Origin of the sequence: Parabacteroides distasonis ATCC 8503 (genome assembly GCF_000012845.1) — a bacterium.
GTDB classification, from domain to species: Bacteria; Bacteroidota; Bacteroidia; order Bacteroidales; family Tannerellaceae; genus Parabacteroides; species Parabacteroides distasonis.
In genome coordinates this window covers 686,707-704,374 of the sequence record NC_009615.1, presented here as the reverse complement: position 1 = coordinate 704,374, position 17,668 = coordinate 686,707, and the positions used below count along the sequence as shown (strand labels likewise).

Sequence of the window (17,668 nt, the reverse complement as noted above, 5' to 3'; positions counted from 1 at the left end):
AATTAATATCTTCATACTGAAGTAATACAGAATTCGCCTATTCCTTTATTTTGAAGATGTGCAATAGTTGGAATTCTTATCCCACCACAACGGAGTAGATACAATATCGCCTTTACCACCTAACATGGATTTGCCTTTCTCGTACTCAGTGGCATTAATCAAACTTTCCTTTGTTGGATACCTCATTCGTTTAATAAAATTAGCTGACTTCAAGATATCCTTATCATTATTATTGTAAACAGCTTGATCTCGATAGACAGCAACATCCAAACGGGGTAAATTTAAACGACGTTTATCATTCCAACCTTCTTGCGCCAAATCAGGTATCCCAGCGATATATTTCTGAGTAATGATCTTTTCCAAAGCTGTATTTCCCGCACCTTGTTGATCATCATATCTAGCACTTGTACCAGCCTCATTTTTCTCTGTAGAAGTCAGGTAGTCGTCCACCTCAGAAGTAACCCCCCAAGTAGCGAAAGACGCACGAACACCTGCCTCATATTCCGATTTAGCATCACCAGCGATAAAACCACGAGCATATAATTCAGCCTTCAAAAAATGAACCTCTTCAGAAAGGAACAAATCATACGGACGAGATTTATAGGGATAGCCATCCTTAATAATAAAGCCAAGCTCAGCACATTGTTTCGATTGATAAATTCCGGTATTGGCTTCCTCTGCCTTAGGTCCATATACCAAACCTTTCCAATCTCCATTCTCAATACCCGGCTGGAAAATCTTCGGGGCACGAGGATCTACCTTTTCCGGATGTACGCTAGAAACCGCAACACCGGACGTCTGGTTCACTACACCTTGAGGCCAAGCGACACCACCGATATTAGTCACCAGTTTCTCAACCGATTTTGACATACAAATCGGACCACTCCATGTAATCTGGAACATCGTATAATTGTAATCCTGTCCCCAAGAGCCATCAGCCTTCGGTGGCATATAAGCGTTATCAGCCTTATCCGAGATCAACCCTGCTGGTGATGAAATAGCGGCATTTGCCTCAGCTATACATTTCTCCTGATCCACTTCTGTCAAACGAACAGCCAAACGCAGACGCAAGGAATTGGCAAAACGTTTCCACTTCGATACATCATTCTTATAAATCAAGTCGATACCCGCATCAGAAAAAATAGGTTGCGCACTATCGTTAAAGCCATTTATGGCAGCATCAAGTTCCCTGAAGTACTCGTCATAGATATCCTTCAACGATTTATAAGGAGGATTCGCCTCTACAATCTCATAAGCAGGGAAAGGCATCGGGCCAAATTTATCGGCAGCCAGCGTATGCACATATACACGCCATATCCGGGCGAAAGCAATCGTATTCGCATAAGCATCCTTATCCTTTTCCGTCAGACTACGGATCACTATATTAATAGAGGCGATCTGTTTCAAATATTCTTCCCAAACGAGATTATTCCATTCATCGTCTTGAATATAGTTCTTGGTACCCCATCCACCACCATCGACAGTCATCTGGGAATAAAAATCAATCTGTAATGGTTTCAAACGTTGTTCCACGTTACCTTCGATGATCAAGCCACCACGCAATGTAGAGGCTAGACGGGGTTCGTTCATATTATAGTTCACGTCGTCTGTTGGTTTATCCGGATTCTCATTTATACCCGTCAAGTCGCAACTAGTTGCACTTAGCATCATTAACGAACAAGCTGTTAATATCTTTATACTCTTCATAATAATTCTATTTTTAGATTTATGTTTCTTTAAAAAGCCAGATTAATATTAAAACCTAAGCTTCTCATTGTCGGCATAGAACCGTACTCAATACCTTGGGCGTTACCGGATGTATAAGCAGCTTCCGGGTCAAAGCCCTTTGTCTTACTATAGATCATGAATAAGTTACGAGCCACGAAACTCAAACGTGCGGCGGTAAATGGAGTCTTAGCCAACATGGTTCTCGGGAAATTATAGCCTAGATTCAATTCACGTAAACGAATATTTGTAGCGTCATACATATAAGCTTCTGTATTATTTGAAACACCATTCCAATAAGCCTGAGAAGTTATACTCTTTGTATTCGGGGAACCGTCCACCAATACACCCGGAACTACCATACCGTCACGACCATCCAACGTCATCTCTAAGTTACCAGATGAAGCACCCGCACGGATAGATCCCATATACACATCACCGCCATAACGCATATCGAACATGAAGCTCAACACGAAATTCCTATAAGACAAGGTATTACTCCAACCCATCATCCATTTCGGTTGGTTATTACCCAATAGTTCCATGTCACTCGTACGCAAAGGCACACCATCCTCACCGATGATAACATTACCTTTGTCATCACGTTGATAAGCATAGCCATAGATATCACCGTAAGCACCTCCTTCATGAGCCACAATCTTCAAGAAAGTAACCGACTTATCACTTAGAATCTGCTCTTTCGTATCCTCCGTCAATGAAACGACCTTATTATTATTTTTTGACCAATTCAATTGAGTATCCCATTGGAACCCGTTTTCCGTAATCACTGGGGTAGCATTCACTGCAATCTCGACACCCTTATTCTCAATATTACCGGCGTTAATCATTTTCTTTTTAAATCCAGTTGCGGAGGGAACATCAATTTTTATGATCTGATCCTTCGCATTCTTTTTATAGTAAGCTACGTCGACACCAACCCTATTCTCAAACGCCTTCAACTCAAGGCCTAACTCCCAAGAGTTGATCGTCTCATTCTTTAAATTTGGATTTGCCATCCAATCCTCGTTGCTGGCATTAAAAATACCCCCTTTAATATCATAACTGATATTATAATAGTCACGCAGCATATAAGCGTCCGTATCATTACCTACCTGAGCCCAAGACGCACGGATCTTACCGAAAGAAAGAATACCCGTGTTATGCCCCATCTTATTCAACATTTGGGTGAAAATCCAGCTAACACCTACCGATGGGTAGAAATAAGAGTCATTGTCTTTCGGAAGTGTTGAAGACCAGTCATTACGAGCGGTTAAGTCCAAATACAAATAGTCGTCCCAAGACAATGATGCCGTAGCATATAGCGAGTTGATTTGTTTACGGTTGCGAGTATACTCACCACCATGTGTCTTACCGTTGGCGATCGCATGGAAATCGGGAATCACAAACTCACCGGATGATTCCTTGTACCATGTAGAATTACGGTACATCATATTACCACCTACCGTACCTACGATACCGAATCGATCCCAGTTGCCTTTAGCAGTCAATAAGAAATCGGAGTTGATCTCGGTGAATTTCTCCATATTGGCAGTCATGCTACCGTTGTTCTCCCAATACGGGTTACCTGTCGCACGAATCGTCTCATACTGGATGGTGTAATTATCCATACCAGAGCGAAGCTTCAAGCTCAACCAATCCGTAAACGTGAAATCCAAGGCCGCGAATCCGATAAAACGGTCTTTCTTATCCTTGTTCGTATTGCGGTAAGCGGACCAATACGGGTTATTGGCGTTGGCTCCTGTGTCGATCAGATAACCAGCGGGCTTTCCGTCCGCACGTTTCCAATCATTATCTTTATAGGCGTCATAGTCAGAGAAGCCCACACTTCGAGGCATACTTAAATAGTTAAGGAAGATATTATCCGGGTCGCCCGCTAATTTCACACGGTTGTTCGTATGCTGGCTTACATAATTGACCTTCACGTCAGCCGATAACCATTTAGACAGCTTAGCCGTAGAACGCAAATTAATAGACGTACGATCCATTCCGCTATTCGGGACAACCCCCTTATTATCCAAGCGTGTCACACCGGCACGGAAAGTGATATCCTCGGAGCTCTTACTCAAATCCACGCTATTCGTCCAAGTGGTACCAGTGCGCAAAAAGTCCTTGTACAGATTATTATCTCTAGCCGCATAGGGATGAGATCCCATCGCCATATCCTTAGGAGAACCATCCATAACGGCACCCCAACTCGTCGCTTTATTATTATCGAAAGCGCCGTCGATACCTTGTCCGTATACATCTTGGAACTTCGGAGTTTGCATCGGGTTCTCAGCCGTGAAATTCGAATTGATACTTACGCCCCAACCTTTATTCTGGCTACCTTTCTTAGTCGTGATCATCACGACACCGTTACCTGCACGGCTACCATACAACGCCGCGGCTGCCGGGCCTTTCAATACGGACATACTCTCGATATCATCTGGGGAGATATCAGAGATACCGGAACCTTTATCCACGTTACCGTTACCCCAATAGTCATCCGTACCACCGCTAAAGTTATCGATAGGTACACCGTCCACAACAATCAACGGCTGGTTATTACCAGTAATAGAGTTATTACCACGAATCACGATACGAGAGGAACCACCGACACCGGTACCATTTTGCTTGATCTGCAAACCAGCTACCTTACCAGCCAAAGCGTTGGCCACGTTAGCATCACGGGTTTGCGTCAGGGACTCACCTTTCAATTCAGACATAGAATATCCCAAAGCCTTTTTCTCACGCTTGATACCCAAAGCGGTTACCACGACTTCATCCAAGGCTTGCGTATCATCGACCAATTGAACCTCGATAGAAGGTTGTCCGGTAAAGACGATCTCTTGCGTATTAAAGCCGATATAGGAAACTTGTAAAGTCGCATTGTTAGGAACATCCAACTCGAAACGGCCATCCATATCCGTGATGGTACCGTTGGTAGTTCCTTTGACAATTACGTTAGCACCGATAATAGCCTCGCCCGTTTTGTCCGTAACGACACCGACTGCTTTTCGTGTCTGTTGTTGAGCGTTTAAGACTGTGACTTCATGCGTGTTCTCTGCGAAAACCATGGCCGGTACCAAACAGAATGCGCATACCCCCATGTTGATCATTAACGGAATTTTTCGAAAAAGAGAATAACTATTCCCCCTTAAAGCATTTAAGGTTACAATTTTATTCATATTTTTGTAGTGTTACTATTTATAATAAAGTTATTTGTAGCTGCGCCAACAGCTCTTCTTGACTTTTCGTACGGGAGAATACGCCAATATTCTTCCGTATGTTTTTAATCCTTGTTTATTCTTTCTTCATGGCAGACGTATTTTAGAAGGTTACACATTATTTCTCATTTTGATATTTCCACGACTGAGGTTCCCGATCCACTGTCCTTAACGGTAGGTTTATGTATCGCATACTGGATTCCCGACGCCAATTTCAGGTATTCCAATACTTGAGGCAATTGCTCGTCCTTGAAACGGGCTGTTATTATGGACTTCAGTATCTCGTTATCTTTTACCTCGAATACTACGTGATAATGACGTTCCAGCGTTTTCAATACTTTATCCATCGGATGGTTCCTGAAGATAATCTCCCCGTTCTTCCAAGCCGTGTCATATTCGGTATTCACGTCGAACACCTTGATCTTGCCAGCGCCCTTTTGATACTCGGCTTTCTCGTTTGGCTTCAACATCTGTGTCATTCGCTTTCCTCCGGACACGACGTTCAGCTTTACCGATCCCTCTACCAAGGTGGTCTCTATCATACTCTCGTCTTTGTAAGCGGATACATTGAAAGAAGTACCCAACACCTCTACCGAGTAATCTTTATCCGCTTTCACAATAAAAGGCTTATGAGCATTCTTCGTCACCTCGAAATATCCTTGTCCGGTTAATTCCACCGTACGGGTATCCGCATTGAAGTCCGAAAGATATCTCAATTCGCTATTGGCATTCAGCCAAACCTTAGAACCGTCAGGTAAATCGAATGCCGAAACCACCCCAGGATTCGTGCGTACGGCTAGCGTACGCACGTTCCCTTGACCCTGCTGTATGAACAAATAAGCGGATAAAAGAAAGACTGGAATGAATAACACGGCCGCAGCCCGTTGAATAACACCTAACACTTGTCTTAAAGCTAATCTTTTCTCTTTCTTATGGATTCTTGATTTAAAACGAGACAACGCCTCGTCCGGGTTCACGGTCCGCATGACTTTTAGGCGACTTGCCACTTGAGCTGTAAAATAGACCTGCTCCAACAGTTTCTCGTTTTCTAGAGAGGCGGCCCGCCAGTTTTTCACCTCCGCAGCTTCCTCCTCGGTCAACATCCCATTGATGTATCGGATCAATATGTCTTCGTTTATTTCCATTTTTTCTTGTTTCTATAATTAATACAGTTGAGACAAAAGATGTACTAAACAAAAAAACGATTTTTTTCAAGAAAATTGAATAATGGCAAAAATACCGTTCCTAAAGAAAGGCTCAACAATATCCCTCTTTCTACTGTTTTACCACAAAATGAGACTTCTAATGGTAAAGATTCTTTTAAAACGGATTTATGAGGAGCCAAGTGAGGCGGATGGTTATCGCATTCTTCTCGACAGGCTATGGCCCAGAGGACTGAAGAAAGAGGATGCGAAGTTTGACGAATGGAGAAAAGACATCACTCCATCCAAGGAGTTACGCCAATGGTTCCACGAGGATAAAGACAGGCATTGGGAAGTATTCCAAGGTCGCTACGGGATGGAGATCAAGCAGAACCCGGATTTCATTCCTTTCTTACGAGAGATCGAGAAGCATCCGGTTGTCACTTTCCTCACGGCAGCGAAGGATGTACAACATAGTCATCTACCTATATTAAAAGAAGTCATCGAGGATTTCGAAAAAAACAAATCATAAAAATAAAAAGACCTATGAAAAGTATCGTATTGCTTCGCCACGGCGAAAGTATATGGAATAAAGAGAACCGGTTCACCGGTTGGACCGATGTGGATTTGACAGAAAAAGGCGTGGCCGAAGCTTATAGGGCCGGCAACCTATTGAAAGAAAAAGGATATGTGTTCAATAAAGCCTATACCTCTTATTTAAAACGGGCCGTCAAAACCTTGAATTGTGTATTGGATCGCATGGACCAAGACTGGATCCCGGTGGAGAAGAGCTGGAGGCTGAACGAGAAACATTACGGATCGCTACAAGGGTTGAACAAGAGCGAGACCGCCCAAAAGTATGGAGACGAGCAGGTCTTGATCTGGCGTCGCAGTTACGATATAGCCCCGCTTCCCCTATCGGAAGACGACCCTCGTAACCCTCGCTTCGATATCCGCTACAAAGACGTGCCGGATAAAGAGTTGCCCCGTACGGAATCCTTGAAAGATACGGTTGAGCGGATTCTCCCTTATTGGAAAGAGGTTATCTTCCCGACGCTCCGGACCGCCGACCAGATCCTTGTCGCCGCTCACGGAAACAGCTTGCGGGGAATCATCAAATATTTAAAAAACATCTCCGATGAAGAGATCGTTCATCTGAATCTCCCAACAGCCGTTCCATACGTGTTCGAGTTCGATGATGACTTAAAACTCGTGAATGATTATTTCCTTGGCGACCCGGAGGAAATCAAGAAACTCATGGAAGCCGTAGCCAACCAAGGAAAGAAAAAGTAGCGGGATTCATGCCTCTTATCCGGAATTATTCATTAAGTTTGCAACCAAACAAACTTAAACACTATTGTGGACGAGAACGCAGAACGAATTTCACTAGAACTTATCGCAGGAGACGAACAAGCGTTCGACACCGTGTACAAACAATATTACCGGGGATTGTGCGCCTTCGCCTCCCAATATGTAACAGTACCAGAATCGGAGGAGATCGTACAAGACGTGATGATGTGGCTGTGGGAAAACCGAAAATCCCTAGTAGCGGACATGTCTCTGAAATCACTCCTCTTCACGATTGTCCGCAATAAATGCCTCAATACGATCAGCCACATACAGGTTAAGCAACAAGTGCACGAGAGACTGTACGCCAAGTTCCAAGAGCAATTCGAGAATCCTGATTTTTATATAGGAGAACTGATGGCCTTGGCCTCCAAGGCCATCCGGGAGCTCCCGGATGAATACCGTAAGGCATTCGAGATGAACCGTTTCGAGGAAATGACCTACAACGAGATCGCCGAGCGGACAGGCGTATCCCCAAAAACAATCGCATACCGCATCTCTCAAGCGCTCAAGATATTACGGACGAAATTAAAGGACTATATCCCTTTATTGGTATGGCTGCTTTACGAACAAACACGCTCATAACGGAGGAAGCATCCTACCGCCATGAGCGTTTTTTTAATGAGTCAAAAGACTTATTTCACGAACGGTGCTTTCAATAAATAATCCACGCAGCCTTTCACGCCCTCAAACTGGGAACGTCCGTCAGGCATACCCTCCAACTCCACGAAATAATCCTTGATTCCATTCGCGTAAGCTTGCCGGAATATATTCTCGAAATTCATCATCCCGGACTCGCCTAGAATAGCACGGTCCTTGATGTGCAATACCTTAATACGGTTCGGATATTTCTTCAACCACTCTATCGGATCTTGTTGTCCCATCACGGCCCAATAAACATCCATCTCGAAAAATACAAGCGAAGGATCAGTATTCTTCAAGAACAACTCATAGATGCAATCTCCTTTCACACGCCTTCCCAGCTTGGCCTCCGTACTACCCGGATTTACCTTGGCGAACTCCATCTCATGGTTGTGATAGCCGAAAGGAATACCGGCCGCTTTCACGATCTTACCCGCCTCGTTAAAAATCTCGCAGACGAAAGCGGTTTCCTCGGTGCTACGGGTACTCGGTTGCCCGGGCTGGATCAAGTACTTCACGCCTAGTTTGGCATGGTCATCAGCCGTCTTCTTCCAATACTCGGAGATCTGGGAGCGATTGGCCTTCGTGTACTCACGTACCGGAGGATTCACGTGGGAACTGGTGATCTTCAATCCGGCATCATCCACCATCTTCTTGAATTCCATCATGTCTACACCGCCGATCTTGCCTTCCTTGTAACCGGCCAATTCCAGATTCGTGTACCCCATTTGCTTGATCTTTTTCAATCCACCGGGTACATCCGCATAAAGTTCCTTGCCTAAAGAATAGATTTGTAAACCAACTGTCTTAGCGGCCATCGTTTCAGAAGTGACAGGTTTAGCCGCATCTGCGCTCCCGACCTTTCCGGCCATCAGGCCACCCAAGGTGAAAAGGGACGCATTCTTTAAAAAATCTCGTCTATTTATCATGATTATTAGAATTAAGTCAGTCCAAAGATAGAGATTATAATCTAAAAAAAGACCGCATAGGATGGAAAAATCCACCTATACGGTCCACAAATGGTATACATTATATAATAGGACTCGATTAACGGCGAGGCTTGATATCCAACTTCACCGGCTTGATCATATTCTCCGGGCTTAAGATCGTATCCAATTCCTCCTTGGTCAAGATACCATGATCCAGTACCAATTGATAAACGCTAACGCCGGTCTCCAACGCCTCCTTCGCGATCTTGGTCGAGTTCTTATAGCCGATTACCGGATTCAAGGCCGTCACCACGCCGATGCTATGATGTACCTCCTCACGGCAACGATCCTCGTTAGCGATAATACCGTCCACGCAACGGGTACGCAAGGTATCGAAACCATTGATCAGCAAATCCACGGACTCGAAGCAGCATTGTGCCATCACCGGCTCCATGGCGTTCAGCTCCATCTGGGCGGCTTCCCCGGCCATGGTCACACATAATTCATTACCCATTACCTTATAAGCGATTTGGTTCATCACCTCCGGGATCACAGGGTTCACCTTACCCGGCATGATAGAAGAACCCGGCTGCATAGCAGGCAAGTTAAACTCACCCAAACCGCAACGAGGACCGCTTGCCAACAAGCGAAGGTCATTACATATCTTATTCATCTTCACGCAAACCCGCTTCATGGCGGAAGCATAGCCTACCAAGCAAGAAGTATCCGAGGTAGCTCCTACCAAATCGGAGGAGAGACGGATATCCCATCCGGTTATCTCACGTAAAGCCGCGATACATTTCTCCGCGTATCCCGGCTCGGCACAAATACCCGTACCGATAGCGGTAGCTCCCATATTAACCACCAAGAAATCGGCGGCGGCCTCATTCAAGTGAGCGATCTCATCCTGCAAGATGCTGGCGAAGCCATTAAAGGTCTGCCCCAACGTCATAGGTACGGCATCCTCCAACTGCGTACGTCCCATCTTGATAATCCGCGAGAACTCCTCCCCTTTCTTACGGAAAGAGGCGATCAATTCCTCCAAATGGGGAAGCAATTGAAGATGCTTAAAATACATACCGATATGGATAGCGGTCGGATATGCGTCGTTCGTGGATTGCGAGCAGTTCACATGGTCGTTCGGTGAGCAGTATTGGTATTCACCTCGCTCATGCCCCATCAGCTCCAAGGCACGGTTGGCGATCACCTCATTCGCGTTCATATTCGTAGTGGTACCCGCTCCGCCTTGGATCATATCCACCGGGAACTGGTCGTGATGCTTGCCATCGATAATCTCCCCGCAAGCGGCGATGATAGCGTCCTTTTGCTCTACGGTAAGCAAGCCTAGTTCAAAGTTAGCCATGGCAGCCGCCATTTTTGTTATAGCTAATCCTTTAATGAATAAAGGATATTCACTCAAACGGAATTTACTGATTGAGAAATTCTCGATTCCTCTCAAGGTTTGAACTCCGTATAATGCTTCGGCGGGGATTTCACGAGCGCCGATCAAATCGCTCTCTATGCGAGTTTTTCCAGTTAATTTAGTATCCATATTAGAAATATTAATCGTTTTTTATTGTTTCCGCAAAGGTAGAAACTATTATTTTGAAAGCAAATTATTCTTCGAAATAATAAAAACAAATGCCAAAAACGCCAATACACGTCTATACAAGGCTCAATAAATTACAATTTGTCAATAGAGCAGTTTTAATAGACCTTCTGATCTTTTTTATCTCATTCATAAAAAAAACACGATTTTATTTGCTGTTTGTCAAAGATTCCATATATTTGCTGCCGTAATAACAAAACAGAGTCATGAGAACATTCGTAGTAAATACATATTGGTGGTGGCGCTTCGTACAACTCAAAAGGTCGTAAGGAACGAAGACTCGTATGTATATATAAACACTACATAAAGATATAAAGAGGTCTGTCGCACTTGCGGCAGGCCTCTTTTCTTTTTATGGCAAATTCAAAAGGAAAATAACTAAAATAGATAAAAGATGAAAACGTATCAAGTTGACAAGAATGGTTACTATGGTGAGTTCGGCGGGGCCTATGTTCCCGAGATCCTTCATCAATGCGTGGAAAATTTACAGAATACCTATCTGCAAGTGTTGGAGAGCGATAGCTTCAAGGAAAAGTTCGATCAGTTATTGCGTGATTATGTAGGCCGCCCCTCCCCTCTTTACTTGGCCAAACGGTTGAGCGAGAAATACGGATGTAAGATCTATTTGAAACGGGAAGACTTGAACCATACCGGAGCACATAAGATCAACAATACGATCGGCCAGATCCTCCTAGCCCGCCGCATGGGGAAGAGCCGTATCATCGCCGAGACGGGTGCCGGACAGCATGGAGTGGCTACGGCTACGGTATGTGCCTTGATGAATATGGAATGTATCGTTTATATGGGGAAGACAGACGTGGAACGCCAACATGCCAACGTACAGAAGATGGAAATGCTGGGAGCTACCGTCGTGCCCGTGACCTCGGGAAACATGACCTTGAAAGACGCCACGAACGAGGCGATCCGTGACTGGTGCTGTCATCCTTCGGATACGTATTATATTATCGGTTCTACGGTAGGCCCCCATCCTTATCCGGATATGGTAGCCCGGCTGCAATCCGTTATCAGCGAGGAGATCAAGAAGCAACTGCTGGAGAAGGAAGGAAGGGATCACCCGGATTACCTGATCGCCTGCGTAGGCGGGGGAAGTAACGCCGCCGGTACGATCTATCATTTCGTGGACGACGAGCGGGTGAAGATCGTATTGGCCGAGGCCGGCGGCAAGGGCATCCACTCCGGCATGAGCGCCGCCACGATCCAATTGGGTAAAGAGGGCATCATCCACGGGGCACGTACCTTGGTCATGCAGAACGAGGACGGACAGATCGAGGAACCTTATTCTGTTTCCGCCGGCTTGGATTACCCGGGCATCGGCCCGATCCACGCGAACCTCTCCGTAAAGCACCGTGCGCAAATCCTAGCGGTTGATGATGACGAGGCGTTGGAGGCCGCTTTCGAGTTGACCCGTCTGGAAGGAATCATCCCGGCCTTGGAAAGCGCCCATGCCTTGGGAGCCTTGGCCAAGGTAAACTTCAAGCCGGAAGAGGTGGTGGTACTGACTGTCTCGGGCCGTGGCGATAAAGATATGGACACTTACATTAATTATAAATTATCATGAATTATTCTTTCAAAACGATAAGCAAGAAGGTGATGGGCGACCTTCACACTCCCGTAAGCATCTATCTGAAAGTGCGGGATATCTACCCGGAATCGGCCCTGTTGGAAAGCTCGGACTTCCACGGAAACGAGAATAGCCTTTCCTTTATAGCGCTCCGCCCCTTGGCGAGCATCGGTATCAACAACGGGGAATGCACGGCTACCTTCCCGGACGAGACCCGTGAGGTTACCCCGCTCACCGAAGACTATAACGTACCCGAGGCGATGAACGCTTTTCTCGGCCGCTTCAAGGTGGAGGGAGCGGACAAGAAGGTCTGCGGATTATTCGGCTACACGGCTTTCGATGCCGTCCGTTATTTCGAGAACATCCCGGTCATGGAAGTTCATCACGAGGAGAACGACGCCCCCGATATGCTATACATATTATATAAGTATATCCTTGTCTTCAATCATTTCAAGAACGAGTTGACCCTAGTGGAGATGCTCCAAGAGGACGAGGCTAGCCGGCTGGAAGAAATCGAGACATTGATCGAGAACCGTAACTTCGCCTCCTATAACTTCCAGACAGCGGGTCCCGAGACCTCCCCGATCACCGGCGAGGAATACAAGGCGATGGTCCGCCAAGGCATCAAGCACTGCCTCAGGGGAGATGTCTTCCAGATCGTATTGAGCCGTCGCTTCGAGCAACCGTTCAAGGGAGACGACTTCAAGGTGTACCGGGCTCTTCGCAGCATCAATCCCTCTCCTTATTTGTTCTACTTCGATTTCGGAGGTTTCCGTATCTTCGGCTCTTCCCCCGAGACGCATTGCAAGGTAACGGGCAGACACGCCAGCATCGACCCGATCGCCGGGACCGCTTTCCGTACCGGTAATATCGAGGTAGACAAACAACGTACCGAGGCCCTGCTAGCCGACCCCAAGGAGAACGCCGAGCACGTGATGCTGGTAGACCTCGCCCGCAACGACCTAAGCCGGAACGCCCACGACGTGCAAGTGGATTTCTATAAGGAGGTACAATACTACAGCCACGTCATCCACCTCGTATCCCGTGTGAGCGGCGAGATCAACGCCGATAGCGACCCGGTAAAGACCTACGTCGATACCTTCCCCGCCGGCACGTTGAGCGGAGCCCCCAAAGTACGGGCCATGCAACTGATCACCGACATCGAGCATCATAACCGGGGTGCTTACGGCGGCTGTATCGGCTTTATCGGTCTGGATGGTGATTTGAACCAAGCGATCACGATCCGTACCTTCGTCAGCCGTGGCAACGTACTTTACTATCAGGCGGGAGCCGGGATCGTGGCTAAGAGCAACGATGAGCGTGAATTGCAAGAGGTAAACAATAAGCTGGGAGCCTTGAAGAAGGCGATAGATCTAGCGGAGAAATTAATCAATTGATTATCCGGTTGTAGAGACGGGGCACGCCCCGTCTCTACAACAACAATATATATAAAATGAAGATATTATTATTTGATAATTACGATTCCTTCACCTACAATTTGCTACATATATTGAAGGAACTGGGTGCGGATGTAGAGGTACACCGCAACGACAAGATCTCCTTGGAAGAGATAGAGCGTTTCGATAAGATCTTACTATCCCCGGGACCGGGCATCCCCGAGGAAGCCGGCATCCTCCTCCCCTTGATCCGCCGGTACGCCCCGACAAAGAGCATCCTAGGTGTCTGCCTAGGCGAGCAGGCCATCGGCGAGGCATTCGGCGCCACATTGATAAACCTTACCGACGTGCATCACGGCGTTTGCTCCGATATACGGATTGTCGCTAAAGATCCTATCTTCGAGGGACTGGAACCGGGTATACGTGTTGGGCGTTATCATTCTTGGGCGGTCTCCAAGGAAAACTTCCCGGATTGTCTGGAAATCACGGCGGTCGATACGGAAGAAGGACAGATCATGGGCTTGCGCCATCGTGAGTATGATGTACGAGGTATCCAATTCCATCCGGAATCCGTGTTGACACCCAAAGGGAAGACAATTATAGAGAACTGGCTGAAACGCTAATTACCTCCTAAGGCACTTATAGTTTCTTCCTAACGAAACATCAGTTTTCCTATAGTGAAACTAATGTTTCTCAAGCAAGAAACAAGAGTTTTTCCCTAGAGAAACAAAAGTTTTTCGATAAAGAAATATCGCAAAACTGCAATATTTTATCATTCAACACATTACAGACATGAAGCAAATATTATACAGATTATTCGAGCACCAATATCTAGGCCGGGAAGAAGCCCGGAATATCCTCCAGAATATAGCGGAGGGACGCTACAACGATTCCCAGATCGCCAGTCTGATCACCGTATTTCTGATGCGCAGTATCTCCGTAGAGGAATTGACCGGATTCCGGGAAGCTTTGCTGGAGATGCGTGTACCGGTAGATTTAAGCGAATACAAACCGATCGATATCGTAGGTACCGGAGGCGACGGAAAAAACACGTTCAACATCAGTACCTGTTCCTGTTTCGTAGTGGCCGGTGCCGGTTACAATGTCGTAAAGCACGGTAACTACGGGGCTACCTCGGTGAGCGGTGCCAGCAACGTGATGGAGCAACACGGCGTAAAATTCACGAACGATATCGATAAGCTACGTACCTCCATGGATACCTGCCATATCGCCTACCTCCACGCCCCCTTGTTCAACCCGGCGCTGAAAGCGGTAGCTCCGGTACGGAAGAGCCTCGGCGTGCGCAGCTTCTTCAATATGCTCGGCCCGCTGGTCAACCCGATCATACCTACTTACCAATTGTTAGGCGTATATAACCTCCCGCTACTCCGCCTATATAATTATACGTATCAAGAGAGTGGTACCCGTTTCGCCGTGGTACATAGCTTGGACGGTTACGACGAGATCTCCCTCACGGCCGATTTCAAGGTAGCCATGCCGGAGAAAGAGAAGCTTTATACCCCGGAGATGCTCGGATTCAAACGTTGCACGGAAGCGGACCTCGATGGCGGAGAGACCCCGGAGGAAGCGGCCCGTATCTTCGACGCCGTATTAGGGAACAGGGCTACCGAGGCCCAAAAGAGCTGCGTGATCGCCAACTCCGCTTTCGCCATCCAAGTGATCTGTCCAGAGAAGAAGATCGAGACATGTATCGCCGAGGCACGTGAATCATTGGAAAGCGGAAAAGCATTGGCCACATTCCGTAAATTTATATCTTTGAACCAAAGATAAAGAAACATATCCTATGAAAAAGGACATCTTACAAGATATTATCGCCAATAAGCGCATCGAGGTAGCCCGGCAAAAACAGGCCGTAAGCTTACAGACCTTATTGGCTCTAGGTAGCGACCGTATGGAGCGTGACACACGTTCCATGCGTGCGGCGCTGGAATCATCCCCCTCCGGTATTATCTCCGAGTTCAAGCGTAAAAGCCCCTCCAAGGGCTGGCTGCATCCGGGTGCGAATATCGCCGACGTGGTGCCCGCTTACGAGGCCGGAGGAGCCTCCGCCTGCTCGATCCTTACGGATGGGGATTTCTTCGGAGGTTCCTTGGGCGACTTGCAAAAGGCCCGCAAGCTGGTGGATCTCCCGTTACTTCGCAAGGACTTCATCATCGATACCTACCAACTCTTCCAAGCTCGGGTGATGGGCGCCGACGCTGTCTTGTTGATCGCCGCCGCCCTTACGGAAGAAGAATGCCGGATACTCGCCGAGACCGCCCATAGCCTGCAATTGGAAGTCTTGCTGGAAGTCCATAGCGAGGACGAGCTCAAATACCTGAACGCAGATATCGATATGCTCGGCGTGAACAACCGTAATCTCGGCACCTTCCATACGGACGTAAACAACTCATTCAAGTTGGTCGATAAGATGCGAGGCTTCTCCCCTCTTTTAGTGTCCGAGAGCGGAATATCCGAGACCGATACCGTACGCCAATTGCGTGAGGCCGGTTTCCGTGGATTCCTGATCGGAGAGACCTTCATGAAAACCGAGAGGCCGGGCGATACCCTAGCCGATTTTATAGGAGGACTGGCATGATCATCAAAGTTTGCGGAATGCGGGAGCCTCAGAATATCCGGGAAGTAGCCGCCCTAGCCATCAACTGGATCGGCTTTATCTTCTACGAACGTTCCAAGCGCTTTGTCGAGCGATGCCCGACGGAGCAGCAGGCAACGGACAGTGAACAATTGTCCCCTAAGAAAGTGGGCGTTTTCGTCAACGCTACCATCGAGTCCATGATGGAGAAAGCCTCCACCTACAAGCTAGACTATCTCCAACTTCATGGTAACGAATCGCCGGAAGATTGCCACACCTTGCAAAAAAGGGGCTATTCATTGATCAAGGCTTTCCCCATCGCTACGAAAGAGGACTTCGAAAAAACAAGGGAATATGAGGGCCGAGTGGATTATTTCCTTTTCGATACGAGATGCGAGGGCTATGGAGGCTCAGGCAAACGTTTCGATTGGTCTATCCTAACCGGATATAAAGGAGAGACTCCCTTCTTGCTCAGCGGAGGCATCCGTCCGGAAAACGCAGAGGCGATCCGGAACTTCCGGCATCCCCGTTTCGCAGGTATCGACCTCAACAGTGGCTTCGAGATCGAGCCGGGATTGAAAGACATCGACAAACTAAAGAATTTCATCCAACAAATTTTACATCCAGCTGTAGAGACGGGGCGTGCCCCGTCTCCCACCGTCTGATAGTATTTTTAAAATAGAATTCAAAATGAATCGCATCACAAACTTATTCCAGACCCAGAAAGACGGAATACTCTCCGTCTATTTCACCGCCGGTTATCCGAACTTAAACGATACGGCAAGCATCTTAAAAGCCTTACAGGCTAAAGGTATCCACATGGTAGAAGTAGGAATCCCCTTCTCCGACCCGATGGCAGACGGCCCTGTCATCCAAGAGGCCGCTACGCAAGCGTTGCGTAACGGGATGTCACTCCACCTCCTATTCGGGCAATTGAGAGAGATCCGGAGCGAAGTACAGATCCCGATCATCCTGATGGGCTACCTGAATCCTATCATGCAATACGGTTTCGAGAAATTCTGTGCCAGTTGCGTAGAGGCCGGCGTAGACGGAATGATCATCCCCGACCTGCCTTACGCCGATTATATCGCCGACTACAAGGAGATCGCCGATCGCCATGACCTGAAAATGATCATGCTGATCACCCCAGAGACCTCCGAGGAACGAATCCGGCTGATCGATGCCCATACCAGCGGATTTATCTATATGGTATCCAGCGCCGCCACGACCGGAGCCCAACAAGACTTCAACGAGCAGAAGCAGGCCTATTTCCGTCGTATCAACGCCATGAACCTACAGAATCCCCGCTTGGTAGGTTTCGGTATCAGCAATAAAGCCACTTTCGAGGCGGCGATAGCCCATTCTTCCGGTGCCATCATCGGCAGTAAGTTCGTACAGTTACTAAAGAGCGAAGCTACTCCCGCCGAAGCGGTCGATAAGTTACTGGAAGCCCTAAAACAATAGGAACCCTA

Annotated in this window: 15 protein-coding genes; 10 read left to right on the top strand and 5 right to left on the bottom strand. The window is 47.2% G+C overall.

Annotated elements, in window-relative coordinates; all coding sequences use genetic code 11:
- Nucleotides 1–45: 45 nt before the first annotated feature.
- The 3 genes from BDI_RS02980 to BDI_RS02970 form a co-directional block, all read right to left on the bottom strand.
- Entirely contained in the window at nt 46–1,707 is a 1,662-nt protein-coding gene (locus tag BDI_RS02980) for a SusD/RagB family nutrient-binding outer membrane lipoprotein (RefSeq protein WP_009275009.1), read from the bottom strand.
- A gap of 29 nt (nt 1,708–1,736) precedes the next feature.
- Nucleotides 1,737–4,913 (bottom strand): SusC/RagA family TonB-linked outer membrane protein, encoded by a 3,177-nt coding sequence (locus BDI_RS02975; RefSeq protein ID WP_009275008.1) that lies wholly within the window; start codon nt 4,911–4,913, stop codon nt 1,737–1,739.
- 164 nt (nt 4,914–5,077) lie between these two features.
- Nucleotides 5,078–6,097 (bottom strand): FecR family protein, encoded by a 1,020-nt coding sequence (locus tag BDI_RS02970; protein ID WP_005857807.1) that lies wholly within the window; start codon nt 6,095–6,097, stop codon nt 5,078–5,080.
- Nucleotides 6,098–6,257: 160 nt separating this feature from the next.
- On the opposite strand from BDI_RS02970, the gene BDI_RS02965 reads away from it, so the two are divergent.
- The 3 genes from BDI_RS02965 to BDI_RS02955 all read left to right on the top strand — a co-directional run bounded on the left by BDI_RS02965 (nt 6,258) and on the right by BDI_RS02955 (nt 8,026).
- On the top strand, nt 6,258–6,626 hold the full coding sequence (locus BDI_RS02965) for a DUF488 domain-containing protein (RefSeq protein WP_005857809.1): 369 nt from the start codon (nt 6,258–6,260) through the stop codon (nt 6,624–6,626).
- Nucleotides 6,627–6,640: 14 nt separating this feature from the next.
- Entirely contained in the window at nt 6,641–7,387 is a 747-nt protein-coding gene (gpmA, locus tag BDI_RS02960) for a 2,3-diphosphoglycerate-dependent phosphoglycerate mutase (protein WP_005857811.1), read from the top strand.
- Nucleotides 7,388–7,453: 66 nt separating this feature from the next.
- Nucleotides 7,454–8,026, top strand: a complete 573-nt coding sequence (locus BDI_RS02955; protein ID WP_005857830.1) for an RNA polymerase sigma-70 factor — start codon at nt 7,454–7,456, stop codon at nt 8,024–8,026.
- Between the two features lie 50 nt (nt 8,027–8,076).
- Here the strand turns inward: BDI_RS02955 and BDI_RS02950 are convergent, their stop codons facing one another.
- The gene (locus BDI_RS02950; RefSeq protein ID WP_005857832.1) at nt 8,077–9,012 is read right to left on the bottom strand and encodes a sugar phosphate isomerase/epimerase family protein; all 936 of its coding nucleotides are present in this window, start codon (nt 9,010–9,012) and stop codon (nt 8,077–8,079) included.
- Between the two features lie 118 nt (nt 9,013–9,130).
- Nucleotides 9,131–10,564 (bottom strand): aspartate ammonia-lyase, encoded by a 1,434-nt coding sequence (locus BDI_RS02945; RefSeq protein WP_005857834.1) that lies wholly within the window; start codon nt 10,562–10,564, stop codon nt 9,131–9,133.
- Nucleotides 10,565–11,015: 451 nt separating this feature from the next.
- On the opposite strand from BDI_RS02945, the gene trpB reads away from it, so the two are divergent.
- The 7 genes from trpB to trpA all read left to right on the top strand — a co-directional run bounded on the left by trpB (nt 11,016) and on the right by trpA (nt 17,660).
- Nucleotides 11,016–12,200, top strand: coding sequence for a tryptophan synthase subunit beta (gene trpB / locus BDI_RS02940; RefSeq protein WP_011966084.1), 1,185 nt, complete (start codon nt 11,016–11,018; stop codon nt 12,198–12,200).
- Complete coding sequence (locus BDI_RS02935) at nt 12,197–13,600, top strand: anthranilate synthase component I family protein (RefSeq protein ID WP_005857838.1); 1,404 nt, start codon at nt 12,197–12,199, stop codon at nt 13,598–13,600. Before trpB ends, BDI_RS02935 begins: the two co-directional genes overlap by 4 nt.
- Before the next feature lie 56 nt (nt 13,601–13,656).
- Nucleotides 13,657–14,223 (top strand): anthranilate synthase component II, encoded by a 567-nt coding sequence (locus tag BDI_RS02930; RefSeq protein ID WP_008772464.1) that lies wholly within the window; start codon nt 13,657–13,659, stop codon nt 14,221–14,223.
- A 169-nt stretch (nt 14,224–14,392) separates the two neighbouring features.
- Entirely contained in the window at nt 14,393–15,391 is a 999-nt protein-coding gene (gene trpD, locus BDI_RS02925; RefSeq protein ID WP_011966083.1) for an anthranilate phosphoribosyltransferase, read from the top strand.
- A gap of 13 nt (nt 15,392–15,404) precedes the next feature.
- A complete protein-coding gene (trpC, locus tag BDI_RS02920; RefSeq protein ID WP_008779672.1) occupies nt 15,405–16,199 on the top strand; it encodes an indole-3-glycerol phosphate synthase TrpC in 795 nt (264 codons plus the stop codon).
- A complete protein-coding gene (locus BDI_RS02915; RefSeq protein WP_011966082.1) occupies nt 16,196–16,861 on the top strand; it encodes a phosphoribosylanthranilate isomerase in 666 nt (221 codons plus the stop codon). Before trpC ends, BDI_RS02915 begins: the two co-directional genes overlap by 4 nt.
- A 25-nt stretch (nt 16,862–16,886) precedes the next feature.
- The gene (gene trpA, locus BDI_RS02910) at nt 16,887–17,660 is read left to right on the top strand and encodes a tryptophan synthase subunit alpha (protein ID WP_011966081.1); all 774 of its coding nucleotides are present in this window, start codon (nt 16,887–16,889) and stop codon (nt 17,658–17,660) included.
- The last annotated feature ends 8 nt before the right edge of the window (nt 17,661–17,668 follow it).